The organism is Pseudomonas sp. KH_046_2 (genome assembly GCF_057838985.1).
Genome location: NZ_CM174480.1, coordinates 1498249 through 1523607, shown reverse-complemented (window position 1 = coordinate 1523607; position 25359 = coordinate 1498249). Strand labels below are relative to the sequence as shown.

General features: G+C 57.5%; 24 protein-coding genes, 1 tRNA gene and 1 pseudogene. 8 read left to right on the top strand and 18 right to left on the bottom strand.

What is annotated here, in order from left to right; translation table 11 throughout:
- The first annotated feature begins 1 nt into the window (after nucleotide 1).
- Nucleotides 2–3187, top strand: coding sequence for a UvrD-helicase domain-containing protein (locus AC3IX1_RS06935; RefSeq protein ID WP_489387622.1), 3186 nt, complete (start codon nucleotides 2–4; stop codon nucleotides 3185–3187).
- Nucleotides 3188–3250: 63 nt separating this feature from the next.
- Here the strand turns inward: AC3IX1_RS06935 and AC3IX1_RS06930 are convergent, their stop codons facing one another.
- Nucleotides 3251–3943, bottom strand: coding sequence for a hypothetical protein (locus AC3IX1_RS06930; RefSeq protein ID WP_489387621.1), 693 nt, complete (start codon nucleotides 3941–3943; stop codon nucleotides 3251–3253).
- Nucleotides 3944–4303: 360 nt separating this feature from the next.
- On the opposite strand from AC3IX1_RS06930, the gene AC3IX1_RS06925 reads away from it, so the two are divergent.
- Together AC3IX1_RS06925 and AC3IX1_RS06920 are read left to right on the top strand one after the other, a co-directional pair.
- Nucleotides 4304–4654 carry a hypothetical protein gene (locus AC3IX1_RS06925; RefSeq protein ID WP_489387620.1) on the top strand — a complete coding sequence of 117 codons (351 nt, stop codon included), beginning with the start codon at nucleotides 4304–4306 and terminating at the stop codon, nucleotides 4652–4654.
- Between the two features lie 129 nt (nucleotides 4655–4783).
- A complete protein-coding gene (locus tag AC3IX1_RS06920; RefSeq protein ID WP_489387619.1) occupies nucleotides 4784–5842 on the top strand; it encodes a diguanylate cyclase in 1059 nt (352 codons plus the stop codon).
- Between the two features lie 246 nt (nucleotides 5843–6088).
- Here the strand turns inward: AC3IX1_RS06920 and AC3IX1_RS06915 are convergent, their stop codons facing one another.
- Entirely contained in the window at nucleotides 6089–7849 is a 1761-nt protein-coding gene (locus AC3IX1_RS06915; RefSeq protein ID WP_489387618.1) for a tetratricopeptide repeat protein, read from the bottom strand.
- On the bottom strand, nucleotides 7846–8301 hold the full coding sequence (locus tag AC3IX1_RS06910) for a YMGG-like glycine zipper-containing protein (RefSeq protein ID WP_489387617.1): 456 nt from the start codon (nucleotides 8299–8301) through the stop codon (nucleotides 7846–7848). Before AC3IX1_RS06910 ends, AC3IX1_RS06915 begins: the two co-directional genes overlap by 4 nt.
- Nucleotides 8302–8523: 222 nt before the next feature.
- On the opposite strand from AC3IX1_RS06910, the gene AC3IX1_RS06905 reads away from it, so the two are divergent.
- Nucleotides 8524–8673: a hypothetical protein gene (locus tag AC3IX1_RS06905; protein WP_489387616.1), complete on the top strand. Its 150-nt coding sequence runs from the start codon at nucleotides 8524–8526 to the stop codon at nucleotides 8671–8673.
- Between the two features lie 158 nt (nucleotides 8674–8831).
- On the opposite strand, the pseudogene AC3IX1_RS06900 reads toward AC3IX1_RS06905, so the two are convergent.
- The 5 genes and pseudogenes from AC3IX1_RS06900 to AC3IX1_RS06880 form a co-directional block, all read right to left on the bottom strand.
- Nucleotides 8832–9662 (bottom strand): annotated as a pseudogene (locus AC3IX1_RS06900) (HsdM family class I SAM-dependent methyltransferase).
- A gap of 50 nt (nucleotides 9663–9712) precedes the next feature.
- On the bottom strand, nucleotides 9713–9916 hold the full coding sequence (locus tag AC3IX1_RS06895; RefSeq protein ID WP_489387615.1) for a type I restriction-modification system subunit M N-terminal domain-containing protein: 204 nt from the start codon (nucleotides 9914–9916) through the stop codon (nucleotides 9713–9715).
- A 161-nt stretch (nucleotides 9917–10077) separates the two neighbouring features.
- Nucleotides 10078–11025, bottom strand: a complete 948-nt coding sequence (locus AC3IX1_RS06890) for a YagK/YfjJ domain-containing protein (RefSeq protein WP_489387614.1) — start codon at nucleotides 11023–11025, stop codon at nucleotides 10078–10080.
- 337 nt (nucleotides 11026–11362) lie between these two features.
- Nucleotides 11363–11590, bottom strand: a complete 228-nt coding sequence (locus AC3IX1_RS06885) for a helix-turn-helix transcriptional regulator (RefSeq protein ID WP_489387613.1) — start codon at nucleotides 11588–11590, stop codon at nucleotides 11363–11365.
- 74 nt (nucleotides 11591–11664) lie between these two features.
- A complete protein-coding gene (locus tag AC3IX1_RS06880; protein ID WP_489387612.1) occupies nucleotides 11665–13017 on the bottom strand; it encodes a hypothetical protein in 1353 nt (450 codons plus the stop codon).
- A gap of 172 nt (nucleotides 13018–13189) precedes the next feature.
- On the opposite strand from AC3IX1_RS06880, the gene AC3IX1_RS06875 reads away from it, so the two are divergent.
- Nucleotides 13190–13849: a hypothetical protein gene (locus tag AC3IX1_RS06875; protein WP_489387611.1), complete on the top strand. Its 660-nt coding sequence runs from the start codon at nucleotides 13190–13192 to the stop codon at nucleotides 13847–13849.
- A 198-nt stretch (nucleotides 13850–14047) separates the two neighbouring features.
- Here the strand turns inward: AC3IX1_RS06875 and AC3IX1_RS06870 are convergent.
- From AC3IX1_RS06870 to dapA, 5 genes are all read right to left on the bottom strand, one after another.
- Nucleotides 14048–14137: transfer RNA gene (locus tag AC3IX1_RS06870), tRNA-Ser, on the bottom strand.
- Between the two features lie 84 nt (nucleotides 14138–14221).
- A complete protein-coding gene (gene purC, locus AC3IX1_RS06865; RefSeq protein WP_007944067.1) occupies nucleotides 14222–14935 on the bottom strand; it encodes a phosphoribosylaminoimidazolesuccinocarboxamide synthase in 714 nt (237 codons plus the stop codon).
- Nucleotides 14936–14963: 28 nt separating this feature from the next.
- The gene (locus AC3IX1_RS06860) at nucleotides 14964–15722 is read right to left on the bottom strand and encodes an MBL fold metallo-hydrolase (RefSeq protein WP_218430385.1); all 759 of its coding nucleotides are present in this window, start codon (nucleotides 15720–15722) and stop codon (nucleotides 14964–14966) included.
- Nucleotides 15723–15726: 4 nt separating this feature from the next.
- Nucleotides 15727–16842, bottom strand: a complete 1116-nt coding sequence (gene bamC / locus AC3IX1_RS06855) for an NlpB/DapX family lipoprotein (RefSeq protein WP_489387610.1) — start codon at nucleotides 16840–16842, stop codon at nucleotides 15727–15729.
- Nucleotides 16843–16859: 17 nt separating this feature from the next.
- Entirely contained in the window at nucleotides 16860–17738 is an 879-nt protein-coding gene (gene dapA / locus AC3IX1_RS06850) for a 4-hydroxy-tetrahydrodipicolinate synthase (RefSeq protein ID WP_489387609.1), read from the bottom strand.
- Between the two features lie 328 nt (nucleotides 17739–18066).
- Between dapA and AC3IX1_RS06845 the strand changes: the two genes are divergently transcribed.
- Both AC3IX1_RS06845 and AC3IX1_RS06840 read left to right on the top strand, forming a co-directional pair.
- The gene (locus AC3IX1_RS06845) at nucleotides 18067–18627 is read left to right on the top strand and encodes a glycine cleavage system transcriptional repressor (protein ID WP_007979776.1); all 561 of its coding nucleotides are present in this window, start codon (nucleotides 18067–18069) and stop codon (nucleotides 18625–18627) included.
- A 10-nt stretch (nucleotides 18628–18637) separates the two neighbouring features.
- Nucleotides 18638–19111 (top strand): peroxiredoxin, encoded by a 474-nt coding sequence (locus AC3IX1_RS06840; RefSeq protein ID WP_489387608.1) that lies wholly within the window; start codon nucleotides 18638–18640, stop codon nucleotides 19109–19111.
- Nucleotides 19112–19236: 125 nt separating this feature from the next.
- Here AC3IX1_RS06840 and AC3IX1_RS06835 read toward each other — a convergent pair whose 3' ends face one another.
- Together AC3IX1_RS06835 and AC3IX1_RS06830 are read right to left on the bottom strand one after the other, a co-directional pair.
- On the bottom strand, nucleotides 19237–20307 hold the full coding sequence (locus tag AC3IX1_RS06835) for an AI-2E family transporter (protein WP_489387607.1): 1071 nt from the start codon (nucleotides 20305–20307) through the stop codon (nucleotides 19237–19239).
- A 31-nt stretch (nucleotides 20308–20338) separates the two neighbouring features.
- Nucleotides 20339–20578: a sulfurtransferase TusA family protein gene (locus AC3IX1_RS06830; protein WP_007996208.1), complete on the bottom strand. Its 240-nt coding sequence runs from the start codon at nucleotides 20576–20578 to the stop codon at nucleotides 20339–20341.
- Between the two features lie 98 nt (nucleotides 20579–20676).
- Between AC3IX1_RS06830 and AC3IX1_RS06825 the strand changes: the two genes are divergently transcribed.
- The gene (locus AC3IX1_RS06825; RefSeq protein ID WP_489387606.1) at nucleotides 20677–22110 is read left to right on the top strand and encodes a M48 family metalloprotease; all 1434 of its coding nucleotides are present in this window, start codon (nucleotides 20677–20679) and stop codon (nucleotides 22108–22110) included.
- Nucleotides 22111–22185: 75 nt separating this feature from the next.
- Here AC3IX1_RS06825 and AC3IX1_RS06820 read toward each other — a convergent pair whose 3' ends face one another.
- The 3 genes from AC3IX1_RS06820 to AC3IX1_RS06810 all read right to left on the bottom strand — a co-directional run bounded on the left by AC3IX1_RS06820 (nucleotide 22186) and on the right by AC3IX1_RS06810 (nucleotide 25347).
- Nucleotides 22186–23610: a DegQ family serine endoprotease gene (locus AC3IX1_RS06820; protein WP_489387605.1), complete on the bottom strand. Its 1425-nt coding sequence runs from the start codon at nucleotides 23608–23610 to the stop codon at nucleotides 22186–22188.
- Nucleotides 23611–23788: 178 nt separating this feature from the next.
- Nucleotides 23789–24751 carry a MucB/RseB C-terminal domain-containing protein gene (locus tag AC3IX1_RS06815; protein ID WP_489387604.1) on the bottom strand — a complete coding sequence of 321 codons (963 nt, stop codon included), beginning with the start codon at nucleotides 24749–24751 and terminating at the stop codon, nucleotides 23789–23791.
- A gap of 8 nt (nucleotides 24752–24759) precedes the next feature.
- Complete coding sequence (locus AC3IX1_RS06810) at nucleotides 24760–25347, bottom strand: sigma-E factor negative regulatory protein (protein WP_489318728.1); 588 nt, start codon at nucleotides 25345–25347, stop codon at nucleotides 24760–24762.
- Between the last annotated feature and the right edge of the window lie 12 nt (nucleotides 25348–25359).

Genomic DNA, 25359 nt, shown 5'->3' with positions numbered 1-25359 from the left:
CATGCCGACGCCACCTCGCATCACCTTCATCAGCGCCGGCGCAGGCAGTGGCAAAACCCACCGGCTCACAGAGATCCTTCATCAGGAACTGCTCAGTGGCCATGTCGACCCGGCCGGCATCATTGCCACCACCTTCACCCGAAAGGCGGCATCGGAGTTGCGCGAGCGGGTTCGTGGCCATCTGCTCAAACAAGGCAACACAGGACTGGCCACAGCTATGGGCCTGGCGCGCATCGGCACAGTGAATAGTCTGTGCGGCCAGTTGCTGGAAAGATTTGCCTTTGAGGCTGGCATGCCGCCTCAACAACGTGTTTTGGAAGACAGCCAGGCAAAAGTGCTGCTGAACCAGGCCATCGATCGTGTACTCAATGGCGAGATGCTGGAACGTTTCCTCGCTGTTGCTCGTCGTATGGGCCTGGAAATAAACGAGCAAACGGGAGAATTCAAAACTCACAACTGGCTCGACGATCTGCGTCAGATACTTGGCCAGCTACGCACCAATGACATTGACCTCGAGTCAGCCATGGGTTTCGCCAAGCGCAATGTCGATGAACTGCTTGCCCATTTTCCGGCACCTGCAAAATCAGACTTGAAGCATGAACTGCTCTCCACCATTCCCGATGTGCTCGCTCAATTGATAGCCGCTGATAGCAAAGTCGGCACCACGCGCACCTACATATCGTTGCTCAAGGATTTCCAGCGGTCCCTGTGTCAGGACAGCGCTCGCTGGAGTGACTGGGCAAAGCTGTCGAAGACCGAACCGGAAAAGAAACTCAAGCCGTTGGTCGAGCGTATAGGTGAAACCGCTGCGCGCTTCGCCGAGAGTCGAACGCTGCACAACGACATTCAGGACTACCTCGAACAAGTGTTTTGCCTGGCAATCAGTGTTGTGAAGGTCTATGGCGACACCAAGCGTGAACTGGGCGTGCTCGATTTCGCAGACCAAGAGCATGCACTCCTTAAATTGCTGGATAACCCTGCAGTAGCCCAGGTACTGGGGGAAGAGCTGGATCTGGTCATGGTCGATGAGTTCCAGGACACCAGTCCGATGCAACTGGCGATTTTCTTGAAATTGTCGCAGTTGGCTAAACGGGTTTACTGGGTGGGTGATATCAAACAGGCCATTTATGGTTTCCGCGGCAGTGACAGCGCCTTGATGCACGCCATCCTCAAGTCACTTCCGCAACTCGGCGGAGAAAAAGAGGTCCTGACTCAATCCTGGCGTTCTCGGCCAGAACTGGTAGAGCTGGTCAACGACGTTTTTGCGCCTGCATTCGAACCCGACCTGGCAGCACCTGAGGTACGGCTTTCACCCACTCGTCAGGACCGTCTGCCCGGACCGGCGTTCGCTAACTGGAGCCTGGACGGTAGTAACGTCGTTCAGCATATGGAGGCATTAGCAGCAGGTATCCAGCAACTGATCGATCAAGGCCACCCTGTATTCGATAACGTCAGTAAATCCATTAGAAATGTTCGCCTTGGCGATATCACGGTCCTTTGCTACTCAAACAGCAACGTGACCAAAGTAGCCAGCGCCCTTGCCCAAGCTGGACTCCACTGCTCGACAGCTCAGCCGGGATTACTGGCCAGTGCCGAGGCGACTCTGGCGCTGGCATGTTTGCGTCGTTTGAATGATTCTGCCGATACATTGGCCTCTGCCCAGATCGTTTCACTCACCGGCACCGAGGAGCCCGAAGCCTGGGTCTCTGAGCGATTGCGCTATCTGGATGCGGAACATCCGCAGGCACAGTGGCGTGAGCAAGATTTTGAAGACCACGCCGCCCACCCGGTGGTCGCCGCAATCGCTTTGTTGCGTGCTGACCTCGCGCTGATAACGCCCAAGGAAGCATTGCAACGCCTTATAGCCGAATGCGACCTCCTGTCCCTCGTCACTGCCTGGTCCTCCTCTGCGGCTCAAGCACAACAACGCCTGGCCAACCTCGATGCGCTGATCGACCTCGCCCAGCAGCATGAGGAACTTTGTCGAAATGGGCTGGGCGCCGCATCCATTTCCGGCCTGATTCTTTGGCTAGACGAACTCGCGAAGAGCCAAAGTGATGCACTACCGGTACCCGCTCTGGATGCTGTGCAGGTGATGACCCATCACGCCAGCAAAGGGCTGGAATGGCCCGTGGTCATCTTGATGGATCTGGCGCGTGATTTCGGGGATCGCTTGTGGTCTGTCTCGGCACGCTCAAACAGCATTTTCGACCCGCACAGGCCGTTGCATGACCGGTTCATTCGCTACTGGCCATGGCCGCTTGGCAAACAGCAGAAAGTGCCCATAGCCGAAAAGATTGCGAACTCTGAAGCAGGTATCATGTTCAAGCACGAGGCCACAGAAGAGGCCAAGCGCCTGCTCTACGTCAGCATGACCCGTGCCCGCGATCTACTGGTGATTGCATCTCCCGCTAGAAAAATGAGCGGTCCATGGCTCAACTGCGTAAACGCTCCTTGGTTGACACTCCCGGAGGGCGAACAACAATTGACGTTGCCCGGCGGTTCAACGCTGCTCGCCAACACCCAAAAGCTCTCACCGCGGAGCTCACCGATTCCAGTTGATGTCAGCGCTGAAACACTTCATTGGTTTGCACCGAGTCCGGCCAGTGAGCCGAGACTGCCACTGACATTCCGGCCTTCCAGTAGCGAAACACGCACCTTTTCTACGCATCGCGATAAATGCCAGATTGGGGCACGTATCGTGCTTCAGGGCAGCCCGGTAATGAGCGTCTTGGGGGCCGCGATCCACGCCAGTATGTGTCTTTCATTCGCCGACACGGATCAGCCGATCGTCCTGGAGGACATTCGCCGCCTGCTGGCGGCCCATGACCTTCTCGAAAATCTGAGTGCACAGCAGCTTCACGATCAAGTGGGTGCATTCCACGACTGGATTGAATCTCGGTGGCCGGGCTCACGGGCAATGGCTGAATACCCGGTACAACAAGTGTTGGAGACCGGTCAGGTCTTGAACGGGCGTATTGACCTGTTGCTAGATACCCATGAAGGCTGGGTACTGATCGATCACAAATCGAACCCTTCACCGATGGCGCGCTGGGATGAATTGGCCGACGAGCACATCGGCCAGCTCGAAGCTTATGCCAGGGCCATCCAAATGGCGTCGGGCAAACCGATAGCACAAGGATGGATTTTCCTTCCCACAGCTGCCGGTGCCGTGCGGGTCTTTTGAGCAAGTAACGGTTTTGAACGACCGATAACCCTTATTGCGGCCCAGGTACGGGCCGCAATTTTTTCACTCAGGGGTAGCTATCTGGCCCTCAGGGCCTGCTCCCGGATTCGAGCGGTCAGCCCATGCGAACAGCGCCATCTCTACGTCTGCCACTCGCCAGCCTGTCGCCGTTGGCGCCGCCGGAAGATTGCATCCCGGTCGTGCGATCTTCGCCGCATCGAGTCGCGCAACCAAGTCAGCGCAAAATCCCTGAAATGCGACATAGCCTCGGACCATCGAATTTTCATTACTGTCGTAAATCCTGCTCAGCAACCCGGCTTTGAGCATTGCTTCGCGTATGCGCCCATCAAGGCTGGCGTGCAAATTCGGCCGCAAGAAGCGCAGCAACTTCGATGCGTAGGTCAACCCGCAACCGGGAATCTGAAGCGCTGCAGTGATTGCGGCCTTTGGATCATCAATATTGGCAACCACCGGCTGGAAGATACCCAGCAGCGACACGTTGCCCAACCCGACTTCAAACCTCATTCGGGGATCATTCTTGCCAGCTCCCCACGCGAGAAGCTCACGGACGTAGTCCGTCGGCGCGGCAGCCACTTCAGACTGTACTGTGAGCCACGCGCCTCGCTCTTCCAATGATTTCATCCATGGGAAGTCGGGGTATATGTCGCCCGGATAGCCTCGTGCCTTATGGTTCGCATTCGACCAGTTGTATGCACAAAAGAACGTGGGAAATTCGTTGAGATTGAAAGCGGACATAATGCTTCCTTAGCGCTGTCCAGCGCGAGTAGTGCTTGCTCGAAGTAAAGTTACTGGAGCGACGTTTTATACTCATCAGGCACTCCTATTTGGCGAGCATTCTCGCCTAAATGGGTGTCTGGCTTCATTAGACCAATACAAATGAGAGCCATTGGGCGACCTCATGACGGCTGCGTTCGATGTTGAGCGCAATGCGAAGCTGATGCAGAGCAGCGTGGCTTTGGTCCTTTGGGTGTTTCTCCTGCGGTGTTGATCACCGGTCATGATGAACTTGATGCGTTTATGTTTGCTTGAATGGTTGGGGGCACGTACGTCGCGCCCCAACCGTTACCAGTATCGTTGAAGGTGGGACGGACTATCTTGCAGCCCTTCGCGACCGGCTTCAATCGGCCGATTCTGTTGAAAAAGTCGACCATGGTTTCCGCAGCAGAAAAGTATGCGTCCGAGATTGAAATCTTTACTTTCGGAAGAGGCTTCCGGACTCAGATTTCACGTAGCAGTGTGCAAAAAAGGCGTTTTAACCAGTCAATGACCAGGCTGTTTGGGCGAACCGACTTTTTCAACAGAATCGGCCAAAAACAGCCCGTCAGATGTGCCTATGAAACCAGGACCGATTCAGAAGTCGCTCTGCTGGCGATTCAATATTATGATCGAAAGGCCAGCGAGGCTTGTACGATCGTGGCAGGCCAGGAGTCAGAGCGGTTTGCCTAAGCCTTGAGAGCGCTTGCAAGGTCGCTCTTCACCCTCGCGTTAATATTGAAGAATGTTTATGCGATTAGCGGTGACTCCTGCAGTAGACAATAACGATCGAGGGAGCGAAACATGAATGGTGATGGGATAATGGAAAATAAGATTGGCAAAGGACAGTCTTTTGCCAAACGAATCTACCTGCCACGCCTTATTGGCCTGGCGATTGGCATGCTGAGCGTACTGGCCGCCATTGCGCCGCTGGGCCTGCCGGGATGGGTATGGGTACTGTTGCTTTTCAACGGCTTGGTTTGGCCGCATCTGGCCTATCAATTGGCCACCCGTGCTAGTGAGCCGTATCAGGCGGAGCGGCGCAACTTACTCTACGACTCAGTGATGGGCGGGTTCTGGACCGCGACCATGCAGTTCAATCCGTTGCCTGCCGTCACCATCCTTTCGATGATGACGATGAACAACGTCGCTGCAGGCGGCCAGCGTTTATTCGTGCATGGCGCGCTGGCCCAAGTTGTCGGAATTCTGCTTGCGATAACACTGTTCGGCCCGCAGGTGCAACTTACTGTAACCGCCCTACAGATCTACGCCTGCTTGCCGATGCTGACGCTCTACCCATTAGCGCTGGGCTGGGTCTGTTATCGCCTGGCCATTAAGCTCGCCGACCACAAGCGCCGTCTTAGCGCCCTGAGCTGTACCGACAGTCTCACCGGCCTGCTCAATCATGGGGCGTGGAAGGATTTGCTTCACCTGCAGTTTTTCACCTGCCGGCAGGAGAGCTTCGAAACGGTGATCGCGATCATTGATGTCGATCACTTCAAACAGATCAACGACACTTACGGCCATCTCGTTGGCGACAGCGTGCTACGCCAGCTGAGCGCCGAACTTAAGAAAAACCTTCGCCAAGGTGACCTAGCCGGTCGCTGTGGTGGAGACGAGTTCTGTGTGATCCTGCCCAACAGCCCACTGAGCCAGGCCGGCGAAATTATGGAGCGACTGCGAGGGGCAATGGGCAACTACCGCAATGAGCAACTGCCTGAGCTGCGAGTCAGCCTGAGTATCGGCTTGGCATCGTGCTGCAGTGCAATGACCGACGCCGCAGACTGGCTCAACGAAGCCGACAAGGCGCTGTATGCGGCCAAGAACAGTGGGCGCGACAAGGTCCATTTCACCTTAGGCGACATCGTCAACGCACCTTGAATCACAGTGGATTCGCTAGACACCTTGTAAACCAATTTTTTGATCTGTAAACCACTGAGGTTAACAACTCAAAAAAGTGGTTTACAGCAACCAGGTAATTTCCTCGTGGAAACTGCTGGGATAATGCCCCGATGGAGCACGTGTTTCGCAGCTTGAAAACTGAATGGACCAGCACACGCCGTAGTTACGACCGGCAGAGAACGGCCATCTACGGACTTTCACTCGACGCGTAGCCCATTCACTTGCTTAGTAAGAATTAAGGATCTTTTGGGCTGACTCTTGCCCCTGTTCCGCTGCCTTGCGATACCAGAAGGCTGCCTGCTGTTGATCCTGTGCCACACCTTTGCCGGTGTCGTACAGCACCCCGAGATTGTACTGAGCGTCGGCGTGGCCCTGTTCCGCAGCCTTGCGATACCAGGAGGCCGCCTGCTGTTGGTCCTGTGCCACACCTTTGCCGGTGTCGTACAGCATCCCGAGATTGTGCTGAGCCTTGGCATCGCCCTGTGTCGCAGCCTTCCGATACCAGGAGGCTGCCTGCTGGTGGTCCTGTGCCACACCTTTGCCGGTGTCGTACAGCATCCCGAGATTGTGCTGAGCCTTGGCATCGCCCTGTGTCGCAGCCTTCCGATACCAGGAGGCTGCCTGCTGGTGGTCCTGTGCCACGCCTTTACCGGTTTTGTACAGCACCCCGAGATTGTACTGAGCTCTAGCGTCGCCCTGTTCCGCGGCCTTACGAAACCAGGAGACCGCCTGCTGTGGGTCCTGTGCCACACCCTGGCCTTTGGCGTACATCACCCCGAGATTGTACTGAGCCTTGACGTCGCCCTGTTCCGCTGACTTGCGATACCAAGAGACCGCCTGCTGGTGGTTCTGTGCCACGCCCTGGCCTAAGCCGTACATCACCCCGAGATTGTACTGAGCGCTGGCGTCGCCTTGTGCCGCGGCCTTGCGATACCAGGAGACCGCCTGCTGTGGGTCCTGCGCCACGCCCTGGCCGTTCGCGTACATCACCCCGAGATCGTACTGAGCGTGGGAGTGGCCTTGTTCCGCTGCCTTGCGATACCAAGAGACCGCCTGCTGGTGGTCCTGTGCCACGCCCTGGGCCTCCGCGTACATCCCCCCGAGATAGTACTGAGCGTCGGAGTGGCCTTGTTCCGCAGCTTTCCGATACCAGGTGGCCTCCTGTTGTCTATCCTGTGCCACGCCCTGGCCTAAGCCGTACCTCACCCCGAGAACGTACTGAGCGCTGGCGTCGCCCTGCTCCGCAGCAAGACGTAGCTGCTCCAGGGATGAAAGATACAACGACGTTGGGGCCTGCTTGGTGGGTAAGCCGGCTAAACTACTCCCCTGCTTAATTTCGCCGGGATCATCGCCGTCGGCCGGCGCTTGGTTTGCAGCCCCAGTATGCTGTCCGGCTGCAATACCGACTTGGCCGCTGACGGGGGGATTATCTTGCGCCACAGGGACAACCGTTGATGGCGTGACAGGAAGCGACCGTAGCGCCTCATCGGGCTCACTGGGCGGGTTGGGACCTCCCTCCGCGAGAGCGACAGCTTCAACGCCCCTACCTGCTGGACCATCCTCCGCCACCGCCTTTACCTTTGGAGGCGCAGCAGGAGAGGCCTTCGCCTGTACCTTCGGCTTGGGGGGCTTGACCTCGGTCAATATCCAACCATTGGCCTTGTGCGCAATGCCCTTGTAGACTTCTTTGCCATCAACCCCGGCCACCAATTCAATGGCCGACGACTGAGGGCATTCCGTCTGCGCCATCATTTGCGCCCAGGCCATCACCTTACGCACCGCCTTACCATCCGCCAGGTTGCTCTTTTGAAAGGCCCTTATCGAGACAAACAGAGTCTCGTCGCAACCCTCCGAACCGTAGTCGAGAATCGCCGTCATGCCAGGATACTTTGGCAGCGTCAGCAGCTCCAATTCCTTCATGGCTGCCATAGCGTTGGCCGACATAAGGCTGACCAACGCAATCGCCAGCGCTCGCGCGGGGCTCATGCTGCCTCCCAGCCATTCGGTCCTTTGCAAAGCCGAACGTCCTCGCTTTCGTGGCGCCCATCAGGTAATTCGACCGACTGCTTGACCGTCCGGCAACCGTCACTCGACGCCTGAGAAGGGCTGGATACCGGCGTGGTGCGAATAGTCGTACCCGTTTCGCTATTACGTACTTCTTGCGTCTGGCCACTTTCTGCCGTTTTGACGGTGGCGGCGGCCAGATGCTGCTGGTCCTGATCGTCCAGATAGCGTCCAACTCCATAGCCGACCAAAGCTCCTACGGCGGTGCCAATTGCAACGCTGGCAGCCCGGTTAGAGTCCTTCGAGACCTTGGCGCCAACCAACGCCCCGGCCGCGCCACCCAACAGGGCACCCAAGCTTTGTTTGTTACCGGTTGAACTGCACGCCGTGACCAGTACGCTGATGAGAAGGATGTTCCAAAATCGAGTGATCATGTACTACTCCCAGGGTGCCTGAAGACTGGCACTTGCTCGCCTTAGGAAAATCAGACGTGCATCCTGAGAATGTCTAGCCTTGAAGAACAGCAGGCCCCTGAGACAAGCACAGGTTAAAGCGCACCTTGGAAAGCTTAGGATGCGCACGCTTTAGATGCCAGCAGCGGCACCCAAATATCCCCTGCACCCGACAGTTTCGGGGCGCGTCTTCTGGTGCCTACGGTGAGATTTATATCGGGACGTATGCCCCTGGTCGGCCAGGATGCCAGAGCGGTCGGGATCGCGGTCGACAGTCTTGGTGTGCCTGGCCTGCATGCGAGCGTCGTTACCAATGCCCTCGAACGCGAAGCCGACATCGTCGAGGTCCAGTAATAGCCCCTTCTCTTCAAGCATCTCGTCAGTGCGGACGCAACTGGTCAAGTGGAATGCAAATGGGTGGGCAAGTCGATGCAATTATCCATCTGGCGGAATTCGGTCGTTCATGAACGACCTTACCGGTCACACCATGATTTGCTAACCCCGGCCCCTAGCTAACTGCATTCTAAGGTATGCCTTGCGGCAGCCCGGGAGTCTCTCTTTCCATTTGCAGCTTGGATACCGCCCTGCTCTGCCGGTTTGCGCTTGGACAGCAAGTGCATAAGGAACAGCAGCGAGCCATCACCCACCCTTGGCAGGCCAGCACCGAAGCGCCCGGCGAAGCCGAGACTGGTTTGCTCGTCCTGTACCTGCTTCTGCACCTTTTCCCATTTCACGCCGAACGGCGGATTGGCCAGGCAGTAGTCGAACTGCTCATGGGGCAGCAGGTCGTTGGACAGGGTATTAGCCAGCTTGATGTTCTTGGTCTCGAAACCCTGGATCAATTTGTCCGCCACCGAGATGGCGTAGGTTTCCGGGTTCAATTCCTGGGCGTAGGGCACCAGCCGCGCATTGGGGTTCCACTCGGCTACCTGCTCGATGGCTGAGGAGAGGAAGCCACCCGTACCAGCAGCGCAGTCATACACGGTGCGCACCACGCCTTCGCCATTCAGGGCCTAGTGGTCGGGAGCGAAGATCAGCGTGGTGGCCAAGCGCACAACGTCACGTGGAGTAAAGAACTCCCCGGCAGTGTCGTTGGCGGATTCGGCGAACTTGCGGATCAGGTGCTCGAACACCAGACCCATCTCGTGGTTACTGATGACGTTGGGGTGCAGGTCGATGCTGGCGAACTTCTGTGTAACCAAGTACAACAGGTTGGCGTTTTCCAACTTGCTCAACCAACCATCAAAGGCAAAGTGCTCGAACACCTGACGGGCATTGGCGGAGAATTTGGCGATGTAGTCCTCCAGATTGGCGCGAGTGCTGGTGGAGCCCATACTGTCCAGAGCGAACTGTGAGACGTTGTAGAAGGTGGCACCGGCGGTGGCAGGCAGAATCAGATCATGTCCACGCCGCTGGCTTGCATCGCCAGGAACTGACTGCGCACCTTGTCACGAGTTGGCTCCAGCACACACTCCAGACGACGCAACACGGTAAACGGCAGGATGATGCGACCGAACTCGGATTGCTTGAAGTCGCCACGCAGCACGTCAGCTACGTTCCAGATGAAATCGGCGAGATTTTGCTGTTGCTGGTTCACGCAGGAATCCTTTAAACGGGTGAACGCAGGGAGGCTTATCGTGAGATGATCGCCCCGGTACCTCCTTGCGTTGGTTGTGTTACTGATGGCAGAACCTTAACCGGTCAGTGCGCTGAAAACCAGCACGCGGGCTGCGACTTGTAAAGATTTCAGGTAGATAGCTACCGTGGCAATCCTTTGCGCAGGCATTTGCCCCGGAGCGGCTTCATCCGCAGTTGCTGGGCGTCCTTAACCAGATACCGCACCGCTTTATGAACATTGCGCCGGATCGTTCGATCGTTCCGTAGAACGATGCCGACCCCACACTCGCTTTCGTATTTCTCTTTATCGTGATTGCAGCTATTGAAGTGGCCCTGCCCCCGAGTGATGCGCCCCCACAGTTCACCGATTTGCTGTGCCTTGTAGACGTCTCCACGTACCTCGTTGCCATTGAAGAAGTAGGCCGCATGGATGTGGTAGCCCCGATCCTCCCCCTGCTCAACCGCACAGATGTAACCAGTGAGGTGGTCAAAGATCGGGTTGCGCTCATGTTCCGCAATCAGCCTACCCAGGTCATCGAACACGTTCTCGACACGCAACCTGACCTGGGCTTCCTGCCGGTAGTAGAGATCGATCCTGATAATGTTGGTGCGCGAGTAGCGTTCAACCACAGCATCGGAATAATCACAAACACGGTCCTCCTGCTGCCTAGCCTGACGACGACGGTCACCCTTCTTACGGCGATACCATAGTTCACGCGTCAACTGACGGATCCGTGCTACCAGCACGTTCATGCTGTGCTGATGGTCTAGCCAGGCCGTACCCTCTTCATTCAAGCAGACAGGACCGGTAGGACGACGTTCCAATCCGATGTCCTGACAGGCCTCCTTAAACGCTTGCAGGTGTTCGCTGTAGCGGTATTCAACTCGGTCATCGAACAAGTCCATCATCTGCCGTATGTGAGTGAAGTATCTGGAGAGTCTGGTCTCCTCAACTCGCTCATAACCTGTACGGGTTTGCCTGAACCGAAAAGCTGGGCTGTCATGCTGCTCAATGGCCTGGACGAGTCGTTCGATCTGGATGGCAATGTCGGACTGGGGAAGGTAGGTGTAGGTAGTGCGCTTGGTCATGGTGGTGTACCTGATGTGTTCTTCGCATATCAGGTACGTGGTGGGTTTATTTTTAACCGATGACCTATCGTTAGCCCTGGTAGTAGGTTCTGTGTGGCCGAGTCAGATGATAGGTAGTTACTGATTGATAGTTAATATCTATATCTATATAACTAGAAGCACCTCAGTCCACGGTGGACGATCACGGCTAGGCAAGACAATGGGGAGCAACATTGCCAAGCCTGCCGAGAGATTGCCCATTGGGATACTGGGGGAGTTAGCTGAGAATGCACAGATTCCCCAAGCGGCAAAGACGCCATGACCAGCTACGAACCGGTCATGGCGCAAATGGTGGTTTCTAGCTGGCCATACTCAGGCGGCCGGGTCGGGCTGTAGCACTCTCAGCCAAGTCGCGCTCTTCGATTCTTGCCAAAATCCATTCGTGCACCTCGCTTTCAACCCAACCGACACAACGGTCCCCCAATGAGACCGGCTTCGGGAAGGTGCCCTCCCCGATGTACTTATAAATAGTCGACCGTGCCAGACCGGTCGAATCGATGACTTCTTTCAGGCGGATGATCCTCATGAGCAGGCTCCTCTATTGGCTCAGAGGATCTGCAGGGAATGGTTTTTTTAACTGGCACTCGTGCTGGTTGACCGCTAGCCAGGGCTGCCCGCCAGACCGAAGTCAAACCGGTTCTGCACAGGGAGCTCAGCTTCATCCTTATAAGGCAAGCGCTTTACATCACCGAGACGTTGCTCCTGGAATACAGCGAACCTATCCAGATGAGAAGGTGCCGGTCGCAACATCAGGGTGATCGTTTTGTATCCAAGGTCGTCAGCCGTAGGCAGGATGCATACATCCACAGAATCAAAATCGATCCAGTTTGACTGATCGAACCGCGACCTGAACTCACAGGCGATCTCAACGGCCAGCTTGTAGAAATGGCCGCAGACCTGATCCCAATCGTGCCTGGATAGCTCGCCATCGCAGCCACTAGATGGGGGCTGACGGAAACACTCCTCAATCATTCCCCAGAGCCTCGCGTCCGCCGGAGCTTTTTCTGTCGTTAACGAATTCCAGTGACCAGAGAGCAGATGGGCCGCGAACCGATACAGCATCAACTGAAGCACAGCAAAGACTGCTCGCCTCTGGCCAGCAAGAAAGCGAATGACACCAAGCGGAGTTTCAATCGTTCTTAGACCCAGACCTTTGACGTGATCGTTGACGTCATAGCGGAGAACGTTGGCATGGCTTGTGTCCTTGCCGTCCCAATTGTGAGCTAGATGGACAACAACACTGATATCCGTCGCCATGAAGACCGGACTGCTCAGATTTAGAAAGTACGTACTACTGACCCGGCCTAACGAGAAAATCGAGCTTGAGAGTCCAGGTATCTGCTGTCTGATCAACCCCAGATTCATTAAGCGGCGTACTCGGTACTTCAGTTGCGCAGCGTCCATCCCCGTATAGCGGCTCAACTCTGGAAAACCGATCTGAACCACCCCAAACCTGTCAGAGCGGTATAGCAACACCGCGAAAAGCAAGCGATTGGGGCTACTCAATCGGCCACGCCTCCCCAGCGACTTGGAGCGCACAACATCAGGTGCTTCGAATTGCTCATCTCGTTTTTGGGGTTCCGCACCCAGCGCACCGACGACCATGTCATCGCCTGAGAACAGTTGCTTGAGAATCTCTGCATGATCACCAAATGCAATATTCCCCGCGCTCAGGCTTTTCACAAACCGAGGCACCAGCGCGTAGGTGACTGCTGGTCTTCCTCTACCTGATATCTTCGACAGCTGACTCACAGCGCCGACATGAGCGAGTTCGGCTAACGCGTCATTCACTGATTTTTCGGAGATGTGGAACTGCTTGGCGAGTGCCTTCGCACTGCGCGCCAATCCTCCCGCGTCATCGTACAAAGCGTTGCACGCCATAGCCCCAAAAAGAAATCTGGCGGAAGCACCACAGCCACTCAGATCTACGCCCACATCATCAAAATTAAGCATAGGCTGCCAATAAGCTCAAATTAAAGATCAGTTTATACACCCTGTTAAAATTATCAAACAATGACCTATAACAAACGCATAACGTTACTGTAACGACTAAAAAACCAGTTGCACTTTGGGCCGCCTTTGGCTACAAAGCTGATTCCTATAAGAATGAAAACAAGGTGGATACGTGACCAAGAACGCCCCGAAATGGATGCGCGAGGACGAATGGGAATGGGCAGAACGCTACCTGCAAGAACGCGCACCCTATAGCCTCAGCAACATCGTCCACGCACGATTCAGGGCCGCTGGCTACGAAGGGACAGTGCAGATCATTGACGACCTAGAGAAAGTCCCTGATGGACTGAAGCTCATCGAGAGACTGAAGAACGCCCTACGACAGCGCAGGTATCGATCACCTGGGAACGGTAGGAAGGCATGCACATTCTCACTTCCCAACGCCACCGTTAAAAACCTTCGGCGCCTAGCCAAGCTTCACGAGCAACCAGAAACCCTGATTGTCACCAACCTCATCGACGAGCTAAACAGCGCGACCAAGGAACAACAGGCAGAAACAAAGCAGATGAAGGAAGCCGCACGACTTGAGCGAGAGGCAGCCAAGCAAACGAACACCTTGCTCAGAAACCAGTTAGATGAGGCGATGAAGCATCTGGAGCGTCACGTGGAGCTGCTACTGATGTGGGAGGCGTCTATGGAGACCCGTCAGCCGCCTTTCGCTGGTGACGAGGCAGACGTACGCCTAGAAGTAGAAAAAAGGATGAAGGGAATCAAGAGATCGCTCAGCACCATAGCCTTCAAGCATGACATTGTTAGCGCAAGGCTTATTTGAAGGCATCGGCACTCGGCAAGCCCTATTAGGCAGTCGCGGTGAGTGCGCAGAAAGGGGGAACGTCTTGAGCAACGACTCCAGCACAATGGAGCGCACACCGAAGATAATCGTTTGAATTCTTGATGGGGGAGCAAATGGGGGAACAGTTACGCTAGAAAACAAAAAAGCCCAGCATTGCTGGGCTTTTAAGGTTAAATATGGCGGAGAGATAGGGATTCGAACCCTAGGTACCGGTGAAGGTACAACGGATTTCGAATCCGTCCCATTCGGCCACTCTGGCATCTCTCCAACGGCGCGCATCATAACAACACTTTCGCAGGAAGCGAACCCCCCTAAGCGAAATATTTCTGTGCTATCAGATGCTTGCGTCGGTTAAAGCGGTACGCCCAGACGATTGGCGACTTCTTCGTAGGCTTCGATGACGTCACCGAGGCCCTGACGGAAGCGGTCCTTGTCCATTTTCTTGCCGGTGGCCTTGTCCCACAGACGGCAGCCGTCCGGGCTGAATTCGTCGCCCAGCACGATGGAGCCATCGTGGAACACGCCGAATTCCAGCTTGAAGTCGACCAGCAGCAGGCCGGCGTCGTCGAACAGCTTGCTCAGGACTTCGTTGACCTTGAGCGACAGCTCTTTCATGCGAACCAGTTGCTCGGCGGTACCCCAACCAAAGGCCACGACGTGCGATTCGTTGATGAACGGGTCGCCCTTGGCGTCGTCCTTCAGGAACAGTTCGAAGGTGTAGGGGTTGAGCTTCATGCCCTCTTCGACACCCAGACGCTTGACCAGGCTGCCGGCGGCGTAGTTACGCACGACGCACTCGACCGGGATCATGTCGAGCTTCTTCACCAGGCATTCATTGTCGCCCAGCAATTTGTCGAATTGGGTCGGCACGCCAGCCGCTTCGAGCTTCTGCATGATGAAGGCGTTGAACTTGTTGTTCACCATGCCTTTGCGGTCAAGCTGTTCGATACGCTTGCCATCGAACGCCGAGGTGTCGTTGCGAAACAGCAGGATCAAACGGTTAGCGTCGTCGGTCTTGTAAACCGACTTGGCTTTGCCGCGATAGAGTTCTTCACGTTTTTCCATGATGGGCTCCGCTTGCTAAGTAGATGGGCTAGGCGATGTGACGCCAGTCGAGCCCTGAATCTTGATCGGCCAGTTGCAGCCAGTCCGGGTCGCACCCGAGGGTGTCGACAAAACATTGCCGGGCCAGCCGCGGCAGGTTGTTCTTGCTGCTCAGATGGGCCAGGACCAGGTGTTGCAGGTCTTTCCAGCCCAGCTCAGCCACCAGGAATGCCGCCTGGTGGTTATTCAAATGTCCCAGTTCACCGCCCACCCGCTGCTTGAGAAAGTACGGGTAATGACCGCGAGCCAGCATGTCACGGCAGTGATTGGACTCGATCATCAACGCATCGAGGTCCCGATAGCCGTCCAGCACCTTGTCACAATACGAACCCAGGTCGGTCAACAGGCCGAAACGCCTCTCACCGTCACTGAACACATATTGCGTCGGTTCCTGTGCATCGTGGGCCACGGCAATGACACCGATACTCAAGTCGCCGATTTGCAGCTGCTCGCCGCCGGCCAGAAAGCCCGCGGGTTCAATCGGTTTGCGCATCCCGCGCAAGGTCCCGCGACTGAGGTAGACAGGCAGATTGTAGCGCCGAGACAGCAAACCCACGCCATGCACGTGGTCGGCATGTTCGTGGGTCACGAGTATCGCGCTCAACTGCGCAGGGTTCACACCCAGGCGCAGCAGGCGTTTTTCGGTTTCCCGCAAGGAGAAACCACAATCCACCAGCACATACGTGTCAGCGCTGGCTATCAGCGTGCCGTTCCCTTGGCTACCGCTGCCGAGAACGGCAAAACGCATGTGATCAGCCCAGGTTGTCCTGAATCACGCTCAACACTTTACGCGCCACATCTGCCGGCGCCACGGTGTTGATATTTTTCTCGACGGTGACCTGGACGTTCTCGCCAACCTTGCTCAGGCGAACCTGATAGCGCTCGGCGCGGGCATCCAGCTCTTCCTTGCTCGGCGCGCTGCCGAACAGGCTGCTGAAGAAGCCTGGCTTGTCGTCTTTCTTCTCGGCTTTCTCGGCCAGGTTGATGTAGTACAGGCCCAGGCTGCGGTTGATGTCTTCAACGCGCCATTCGCCCTGTTCCAGCGCACGACCGACGCTCGACCAGGCACGATCCAGGTCGGTACCCACGTTCAACACAGGGTTGCCGCTGCCGTCTTCGCTCAGGCTGACACGGCTAGGCGCGTCGAAATCACGCGACGCCAGCATCGAGACCGAACCGCCCTTCTCCGAGATACGGCTCATGCTCGCGAGCATGTCGTCGACCAGCGCCGCGTCCAGGCCAGTGTTGACCGAACGGTTGGTGAAAGCCACGTCAGCGGTGCTGCCGGCAGGACGCTCGGCGCTGACCACATAGACTTCACTGGTGTTGCGCTGCACGCCCGGCTCGATGCGCACCCGCACGCGGGTTTCGCTGTCCGTGCTGACGCCGGCCGCGCTCAGGCGCTTGCCCACGGCGGCGGACAGTTCGTCGGAATGCTGCCAGGTCGTGGTGAACTCGCCGGTTTGCGGACGTTGTTCATCCAGACGGAAGCCGTTGTCCTGGAAGAACTGAACGGCCACGGGCCAGATTTCGGCCGGCGGGTTCTGCGCCAGGATGGAGCTGGTACCGCCGTTCTTCTGCAGGGAGTAGGCACTGGCGTCGGCACCCGCGGTCAGCGGCTGCGGCCGAGGAACGATGTATTCGCCCTTGGCGGTGTCATCGGCCACGTTGCGCGGGATCGGCAACAGCGGATCCAGACGCTTGGCGGTACGGACATCCTGCGGTATTTGCATCGGTGCAGTCTGTTGCGCTTCCAGGTAATCGCTACCACGGTCACGGAAATAACCTTCCGGGCCCCAGATCCATCCGCAGCCACTGGTGCTGGAGATAATCAAGGCAAGTGCGGAAAGTCCGGCCATTCGCTTCATGCGTTGTACTTCCTCAATTAAACCAGGACGCTGCACTGGCGCAGGGCCGTGCGCAGCGTTTCGTGACAAGGTGCGCTCAGCCAGGTCAACGGCAGGCGAATGCCTTCGTGCATCAGGCCCATTTCAACCAAAGCCCACTTCACCGGAATCGGGTTGGCTTCGATGAACAGGTCCTTGTGCAGCGGCATCAGTTTTTCGTTGATTGCCCGCGCAGTCTCGGCGTCACCCTTGAGGGCGGCCTCGCACAGATCGGCCATTTCACGCGGAGCGACGTTGGCGGTGACGGAGATGTTGCCCTTGCCGCCCATCAGGATCAGCTCGACCGCGGTCGGATCATCGCCGGAAAGGACGATGAAGTCCTTGCTTACGCCATCGAGGATGGCCTTGGCGCGCTTGAGGTCGCCGGTCGCTTCCTTGATACCGATGATGTTCGGCACGGTGGACAGGCGGATCACGGTCTCGGCCTGCATGTCGCAGGAGGTGCGGCCGGGAACGTTATAGAGGATCTGCGGGATGTCGACCGCTTCGGCGATGTGCTTGAAGTGCAGGTACAGGCCTTCCTGGGTCGGCTTGTTGTAGTACGGCACGACCAGCAGGCAAGCGTCGGCGCCGGCTTCCTTGGCATTACGGGTCAATTCGACGGCTTCGCGGGTCGAATTGGCGCCGGTACCGGCGATCACCGGAATGCGACCATTGACCTGCTTGACCACGGCACGGATGACTGCGATGTGCTCGTTGACATCGAGGGTTGCCGATTCGCCGGTAGTACCGACGGCGACAATGGCATGGGTGCCGTTTTCAAGGTGGAAGTCCACGAGTTTGCTGAGGCTGTCCCAGTCAAGACGCCCCTGTGCATCCATGGGTGTGACCAGTGCCACCATACTGCCCGCAATCATGAAACCGCTCCTGCCGGAAAAAGAGAGCCGTAATGGTACTGGCGCCAAGATGCTTGCACAAGCGAAGTACTGTGCTGCCGCCATTCCCCTTGGCGCCGGTTTTCGCTACCCTTCAGACTTTGATCGGTACAGACAAGCTCGTGCGTCGGGTTTCAGCCTCCATTTTCGGCATCACAAGCCCTGATCCAGCGTTGCCGCCTCTCGCTCCCGCCCTGCCGGAGCACGTCGCAACCTGCCGTCTGGGGTTTTCTGAATTCGCATCCGCAGGCTCGCTCCCGGCAAAACGCCCTCTGGACGTACCGACCGCTCATCGCTTTAGGAATGCTGCATGTCCACCCCCACAGTTCGCGAACAATTCCTTGTTATCAGTGCCCTCGGCGCCAACCCCATGGAGCTGACCAACGTCCTGTGCCGCGCCAGCCATGAAAACCGCTGCGCCGTTGTCACCTCTCGCTTGACCCGTCATGGCGAATGCAGTGCGCTGGTTCTGGAAATCTCCGGTAGCTGGGATGCCCTCGCGCGCCTGGAAGGCAGCCTGCCAGTGTTGGCCAAGCGGCATGCGTTCACGGTCAACGTGGTACGCAGTGCTGCCCTGGAAAACCGTCCACAGGCCCTGCCGTACGTCGCCTATGTCAGCTCAGCCTACCGCTCGGACATCATCAACGAGCTGTGCCAGTTCTTCATGGACCACAATGTCGAGCTGGAAAACCTGACCTGCGACACCTACCAGGCCCCGCAGACCGGCGGCACCATGCTCAACGCCACGTTTACCGTGACCTTGCCGGCCGGCGTGCAAATCAGCTGGCTGCGCGATCAGTTCCTGGATTTTGCCGACGCGCTGAACCTCGATGCCCTGATCGAACCCTGGCGCCCACAGAACCCAATGTAAGGAAGCTTTCATGGCCGTTGCCATCGACCAACCGGTTGCCGATTTCGAAGCCCCCGCCACCAGCGGGCAGACCGTCAGCCTCGCCGGCCTGAAGGGCAAGCAGGTGGTGATCTACTTCTACCCCAAGGACAGCACGCCGGGCTGCACCACCGAGGGCCAAGGCTTTCGTGATCAGTACGCTGCGTTCAAGGCCGCCAATACCGAAGTGTTCGGCGTGTCTCGCGACAGCCTGAAATCCCACGAGAACTTCAAGTGCAAACAGGAGTTCCCCTTTGAGCTGATCAGCGACAAGGACGAAGCCATCTGCCAGCTGTTCGACGTGATCAAGCTGAAGAAGCTCTACGGCAAGGAATACATGGGCGTGGATCGCAGCACGTTCCTGATCGACGCCAACGGCGTACTGCGTCAGGAATGGCGCGGCGTGAAGGTGCCGGGGCATGTTGATGCGGTTTTGGCTGCGGCTCAGGCGCTGAGCAAGGCCTGATTCATCTGCGTCTGCCAATACGCCTTCGCGGGCAAGCCCGCTCCCACAAGGACTGCGCTGATCCTGTGGGAGCGGGCTTGCCCGCGAAGAGGCCATCAGCCTCACTGAAAAATAAAGGCTGACCGCTAAAGCAACGGCGCCACCACCGGCTCCTTGCGCGGCCACGCATCCAGCACGGCCTTGAACAGCGTCGCCAGGGGAATTGCAAAGAACACCCCCCAGAACCCCCACAACCCGCCAAACAGCAGCACTGCGCAGATAATCGCCACCGGGTGCAGGTTGACCGCCTCCGAGAACAGCAATGGCACCAGCACGTTGCCATCCAGCGTCTGAATGATCCCGTAGACCGCCATCAAGTAGATGAACTGATCGCTCCAGCCCCACTGGAACAGCGCAATCAGAAACACGGGTACGGTCACCACCACGGCGCCGACATAAGGCACCACCACCGAAATCCCCACCAGCAGAGCCAGCAGCGCCGCGTAGTTGAGTTCAAGAACAACAAAGGCGATGTAGGTCACACCACCGCAAATGAAGATTTCAATGACCTTGCCGCGAATGTAGTTGGCGATCTGCCGGTTCATTTCATGGGCGACCCGGGTGATCAACGCCCGTTCACGGGGCAGGTAACCGCGCACCCACTGGCCGATCATGACCCGATCCTTGAGGAAGAAAAACACCAGGATCGGCACCAGCACCAGGTAGATCATGATGTTCACCAGCAATGGCAGGCTCGACAGCGAGAACGTCAGTGCCCACTGGCCAAACTTGCCGATTTCGCCCCGCGCCGCCTCGATGGCCTGCAGCACTTGCTCATCGGACACCAGATGCGGATAGCGCTCGGGCAGCAGCAGCAACAGTGACTGCCACTTGGCTAGCATGCCGGGCAACTCGTTGAACAAGGTGATCAGTTGATGCCACAGCAACGGCACGACCACCACGATAAACACCAACAACAGCCCCATGAACAACGCAAAGACCAGCCCCACCGCGACCCCGCCCGGCACCCGCAGGCGTTCGAGGGTCACCACCAGCCCCTGCATCAGGTACGCCAGCACCATGCCCGCGAGCACCGGCGCCAGCATACCGCCCAGGGTCAGCACGGCGGTGAACGCCAGAAACAGCAGGACAGCCAGCACCACCGCTTCTTCATCGGAGAAATAGCGCTGAATCCAGTCGCGTAACACTTTGAACATCAATAATCCTTAGGAGCAAACGCAGCCGATATCAGGCTTTTTTCAACCAGTAGCGGTAAACACCCGCGTCATCTTCTTCACGAAGCAGGGTATGACCGGCCAATCGGGCAAAGGTGCGAAAGTCGCGCTGCGAACCCGCATCGGTGGCGATGACCTTGAGTACCGCACCACTGGCCAGCCGGTTGAGCTCCATCTTGGCCTTGAGCAACGGCAACGGACAGTTCAGGCCACTGGCGTCCAGTTCAACGTCATGCTCTACAGCGTCGGTCATTGCATCACTCCGGGTCAGGTGGTTGAGTTGCCTAGAATATCTGGTCGCAACGCCGGTGTCCGGCTACAGTAAGGTCTTTGTCGACTAAGGCTTTGTGCATGACATTTTTGCGCCCTACCCTGCTGACGCTCGCTTGCCTGCTCGCCTCACCGGGCTTCGCCGACGACCTGCCGTCACTCGGCGACGCCAGTTCTGCCATTGTCTCACCGCAACAGGAATACCAGCTCGGCCGCGCCTGGCTGGCCATGTTGCGCAGTCAGGTTTCGCAGCTCAACGATCCGCAACTCAAGGATTACGTTGAGTCCAGCGTCTACCGACTGGTCGAAACCAGCCAGGTCACTGACCGGCGCCTGGAATTTATCCTGATCAACAGCCCGCAGCTCAACGCCTTTGCGGCGCCGGGCGGGATCGTCGGGGTGAACGGAGGTTTGTTCCTCAACGCCCAGACCGAAGGCGAATACGCTTCGGTAATGGCGCACGAATTGGCTCACTTGTCGCAGCGCCACTTTGCCCGGGGCGTCGAAGCGCAGCAACGCATGCAAGTACCCATGATGGCCGCATTGCTGGCCGGTATCGTGATTGCAGCCGCGGGCGCCGGTGACGCGGGAATCGCGGCCATTGCCGGTACACAGGCAGCGGCCATTCAGGAACAGCGGCGATTCTCCCGCCAGAACGAACAGGAAGCCGACCGCATCGGCATTCTCAATCTGGAAAAGGCCGGTTATGACCCCCGGTCGATGCCCAGCATGTTCGAGCGCCTGGGGCGTCAGTACCGCTACGATGCCAAGCCACCGGAATTCCTGCTGACTCACCCGGTCACCGAATCGCGTATCGCCGACACCCGCAACCGCGCCGAACAGGCGCCACAGGGCGGCATCGAAGACAGCATGCGCTATCAACTGATCCGCGCGCGCGTCCAGTTGATCTATGAAGAAACCCCGGGGCTCGGCGCCAAGCGCTTCCGCGCCCAGCTCGACGAAAACCCGAAAAACGACGTGGCGCGCTACGGCCTGGCAATTGCCCAGATCAAGGGCGGTCAACTGAACGAAGCACGGGAAAACCTCAAGCTGTTGCTGGCCAAGTCACCCAACGAAATCATCTACAACCTGGCTCAGGTCGACCTGGACATCACCAACAATCGCCTGCCGGACGCCCAGTCCCGGGTTGAGCGGTTGATGGCCCAGTACCCTGGCAACTACCCGCTGAACCAGGTGCGCGTCGACCTGCTGCTGAAGCAGAACCGCGCCGCGGATGCGGAGAAAGCCCTCGAAGGCCTGCTCAAGTCGCGCCCGGATGATCCGGACGTGTGGTATCAGGTTGCCGAGACGCGCGGCCTGTCGGGCAATATCATCGGCCTGCATCAGGCTCGCGCCGAATACTTTGCGCTGGTCGGGGACTACAAACAGGCCATTCAGCAACTGGACTTCGCCAAACGCAGGGCTGGCAGCAACTTCCCGCTGTCTTCGCGGATCGACGCGCGGCAACGCGAGCTGATGGAACAGGAGCGCATGATCAAGGACATGATGGGCTGACGCCCTGGAGACAAGAAGTCCGGACACAAAAAACCGCCTCTTTCGAGGCGGTTTTTTATTCAACCAACAACCGGGTTATTCAGCCAGCTTGAAGGTGATGAAGCTCGCACGCCCCTGACGCAGTACCCGCATCGACACTGAGCGGTTCTTTGGCAACGCCTTGGCGATGTCCGCGAACTCCTTGGTGGAACCGATGGCCTGGTTGTTCAGGTGGGTGATCACATCACCCGGCTGCAAGCCGATCAGGGCGGCAGGGCCGTCCTGCACTTCCTTGATCAGCACACCACCCTTGAGGTCGTAGGTTTTCTTCTGCTCGTCAGTCAGCTCGACCACGGAAACACCCAGGCGATTGCTGCTGCGCTCGATGCCGGATTTTGGCAGCGCGTCCAGCTCCTTGCCTTCTTCCGGAATTGCGCCGACCGTCAACTCGACATTCTTGCGCTTGCCGTCACGAATCACTTCCAGATCGGCCTTGGTGCCAGCTTTCAATGCGCCAACGAGATGCGGCAGGTCGGCTGACATAACGATTGGCTGACCGTTCATGCTCAGGATCACGTCGCCCACTTGCAGGCCACCCTTGGCAGCCGGACCATCATCCTGGATTTGGGCAACCAGCGCACCGGCCGGTTTCTCCAGACCGAACGACTCGGCCAGGTCCTTGCTCACTTCCTGAATCACGACGCCCAACCAGCCACGGCTGACCTTGCCACCGGATTTCAGCTGATTGGAAACATCCATGGCCACGTCGATCGGGATTGCAAACGACACACCCATGAAGCCACCGGAGCGGGTATAGATCTGCGAGTTGATCCCGACCACCTCACCGTTGAGGTTGAACAGCGGGCCGCCCGAGTTACCCGGGTTGATCGGCACGTCGGTCTGGATGAACGGCACATAGTTTTCGTTCGGCAGGCTGCGACCGACAGCACTGACGATGCCTTGGGTCACCGTGTGGTCAAAGCCGAATGGCGAACCGATGGCGACAACCCATTGGCCAGCCTTCAGGTCCTGGGATTTACCGAGTTTGAGCACCGGTAGGTCCTTGCCCTCGATTTTCAGCAGCGCTACGTCGGAACGTGGGTCGGTACCGATCAGTTTGGCTTTCATTTCGCTGCGATCAGCCAGACGAACGAGGATTTCGTCAGCATCGGCGATTACGTGGTTGTTGGTCAGGATATAGCCATCGGAAGAGATGATGAAACCTGAGCCCAGGGAAGTTGCCTCGCGCTGGCGGTCGCGAGGTGAGCGCGATTGTGGCGGCATGCCCCGTTCGAAGAATTCGCGCAGCATCGGCGGCAAGCCTTCGAGGTCGGGCATCTGCTGGCTGACTTTGCGATCCGGCAGCTTTTGCGTGGTACTGATGTTCACGACCGCAGGCGAGGCCTGTTCGACCAGTTGCGTAAAGTCAGGCAATTCGACCGCCTGGGCGGTGACCGCCTGACCGAGCACCAGCACGGTGGCAAAAATGGAAAGGTAGGACTTCAAGCGTGGTATCGACATACGGCTCCCGTTACGACGAGCATGGTTAAGCGATATGGAGCAAGGAACACCGGGAACGATACGCCGGTATTTTTGTTCCGGGAACAACAAACAAGGCCAGAGCCGAGGGGCTCTGACCTATAAGAAATTTACCGGTTTTTTGCAAATTGAAATGCTCACGAAACATTTCGAATTCAGCTCACTGCTTGGTTGCAGCGGCGTCTGTGGTGCGCATCGAAAGCGCTATCCGTTCAGCAGTACCGACCGGTATCTCGCCGACGACGGTCACCATCATGTCACCCTGCGTCGTGGTCAGGCGCCGGGAAACCGCAACGGTCGGCCCCAACTGAGTACGGGTGTCGGTGACTGTCGCGCCATTCAACGGCTCGAGGAATACCGAAAAGCGCGTCAGGCCATCGTCATACATCAGGCTATTGACCTGGGTCTTGGTCTGCGGATCCTTGCGAGCGGTGCTGCTGGTCAGCTCGAAGCCGGGCGGCAACCAGTCGGAACGCCAGATCTGGGCAGCCTTGACGGCAGAAGCCTTGTCGCTTTCGAGGTTGACTGGCTTGCAATCATTACTGGCCAGGAGGTCTTTTTCGGAAGGAACGTCAGCGGTATCCAGTTGCGTGAACTGGAAGCGCTCCAACAACCGCCCCTTGTCGTCCAACAGCAAGGACTTCAGAGGCAGGCCGGTCTCTTTGTCCAGATGCAGTTCAAAACCGTAGCGGTGCTGATCACGGGGCTTCAGCGATACGATCACCGCCGAACGCCCGGCGACACGCGACTTGCCGATGACGGCGAGTTCATACCAATTCTTGAGCTTTTGAGGATCGAGTGCACGGGCAGCGGAGTTCGGGGAGTCCCCAAGCCCGGCTATCAGTGTGCCGCTGACGCATTGGGTTTGCCCATCAATGCGAACGACTTCCTGAGCGGAACCGTCTAGCTGGATCAATCGCTCGCGGACCTTTCCATCCTGGACGCGGTGCCAGATGTTATGGGTAGAAAAACTACCGTTACGCTCGTAGACGAAAGTGCCCTGAAAGCTTTGCTGTTGCTCTGCCTGACCCAGACGGGTCAACCAGTCCTGGGCTTCATCGGCCTGGGCTGGAACGATGAACCAGCCGCTGAGCAAAAGCGAAAGTAGAGGTATGGCGCGCATGATCCTCCTTAACGGTTTTCCAGGCTTGCGGCACGAGCGTATGGCAGAGCGCTCTCAGTGCCTTTCAGTGCAGCCTGTTGTGCGTGTTGGCGCAAGTAACCTGGCAGACGCTGATCGTGCCAGCCTGGCTGACCTTGCAATACGCCGTTGGCCATTGGGCCGGTAGCATCCGAACTCTCATTGTAGCCTGCCAGAACGGCTGGGCCTTTTACTTGAGGAGCGGCCAGTCCTGGTTGACTGGATTGCTGGGCCAGTTCGACACCGGCGATCTCATCCTGGTTGTACAGACGCACACCGGCCAGCACCGCCAGGGTCACCGAGGCAGCGACCGCCAGACGACCCAGGCTGCGCCATGGACCACGGGAGGCTTTTGCCGGTACGGCTTCGTCAGCCAGGGCAGCAGAAACAGCCGCCGCGATGTCCAGGCGTGGAAGCAGCAGATCCTTGTGCATCACTGCCCGAGCGATCTGATAACGAGCCCAGGTATCACGGGTTTCAACATCGTCACAGGCATTCAATACCCGACGCAATTCCAATTCGTCCGCTTCGTTATCCATCACTGCGGACAGCGATTCCTGCAGGGCTTCACGACTCATGGCGTTCCTCTC

Coding starts and splice junctions, on each gene's coding strand:
- AC3IX1_RS06935 (WP_489387622.1), top strand. CDS start 2: ATGCCGACGCCACCTCGCATCACCTTCATCAGCGCCGGCGCAGGCAGT.
- AC3IX1_RS06810 (WP_489318728.1), bottom strand. CDS start 25,347: ATGAGTCGTGAAGCCCTGCAGGAATCGCTGTCCGCAGTGATGGATAAC.
- AC3IX1_RS06835 (WP_489387607.1), bottom strand. CDS start 20,307: ATGTTCAAAGTGTTACGCGACTGGATTCAGCGCTATTTCTCCGATGAA.
- AC3IX1_RS06930 (WP_489387621.1), bottom strand. CDS start 3,943: ATGTCCGCTTTCAATCTCAACGAATTTCCCACGTTCTTTTGTGCATAC.
- AC3IX1_RS06880 (WP_489387612.1), bottom strand. CDS start 13,017: ATGCTTAATTTTGATGATGTGGGCGTAGATCTGAGTGGCTGTGGTGCT.
- AC3IX1_RS06915 (WP_489387618.1), bottom strand. CDS start 7,849: ATGAGCCCCGCGCGAGCGCTGGCGATTGCGTTGGTCAGCCTTATGTCG.
- bamC (WP_489387610.1), bottom strand. CDS start 16,842: ATGAAGCGAATGGCCGGACTTTCCGCACTTGCCTTGATTATCTCCAGC.
- AC3IX1_RS06890 (WP_489387614.1), bottom strand. CDS start 11,025: ATGACCAAGCGCACTACCTACACCTACCTTCCCCAGTCCGACATTGCC.
- purC (WP_007944067.1), bottom strand. CDS start 14,935: ATGGAAAAACGTGAAGAACTCTATCGCGGCAAAGCCAAGTCGGTTTAC.
- AC3IX1_RS06845 (WP_007979776.1), top strand. CDS start 18,067: ATGTCCACCCCCACAGTTCGCGAACAATTCCTTGTTATCAGTGCCCTC.
- AC3IX1_RS06885 (WP_489387613.1), bottom strand. CDS start 11,590: ATGAGGATCATCCGCCTGAAAGAAGTCATCGATTCGACCGGTCTGGCA.
- dapA (WP_489387609.1), bottom strand. CDS start 17,738: ATGATTGCGGGCAGTATGGTGGCACTGGTCACACCCATGGATGCACAG.
- AC3IX1_RS06815 (WP_489387604.1), bottom strand. CDS start 24,751: ATGCGCGCCATACCTCTACTTTCGCTTTTGCTCAGCGGCTGGTTCATC.
- AC3IX1_RS06920 (WP_489387619.1), top strand. CDS start 4,784: ATGGAAAATAAGATTGGCAAAGGACAGTCTTTTGCCAAACGAATCTAC.
- AC3IX1_RS06840 (WP_489387608.1), top strand. CDS start 18,638: ATGGCCGTTGCCATCGACCAACCGGTTGCCGATTTCGAAGCCCCCGCC.
- AC3IX1_RS06910 (WP_489387617.1), bottom strand. CDS start 8,301: ATGATCACTCGATTTTGGAACATCCTTCTCATCAGCGTACTGGTCACG.
- AC3IX1_RS06860 (WP_218430385.1), bottom strand. CDS start 15,722: ATGCGTTTTGCCGTTCTCGGCAGCGGTAGCCAAGGGAACGGCACGCTG.
- AC3IX1_RS06825 (WP_489387606.1), top strand. CDS start 20,677: ATGACATTTTTGCGCCCTACCCTGCTGACGCTCGCTTGCCTGCTCGCC.
- AC3IX1_RS06820 (WP_489387605.1), bottom strand. CDS start 23,610: ATGTCGATACCACGCTTGAAGTCCTACCTTTCCATTTTTGCCACCGTG.
- AC3IX1_RS06830 (WP_007996208.1), bottom strand. CDS start 20,578: ATGACCGACGCTGTAGAGCATGACGTTGAACTGGACGCCAGTGGCCTG.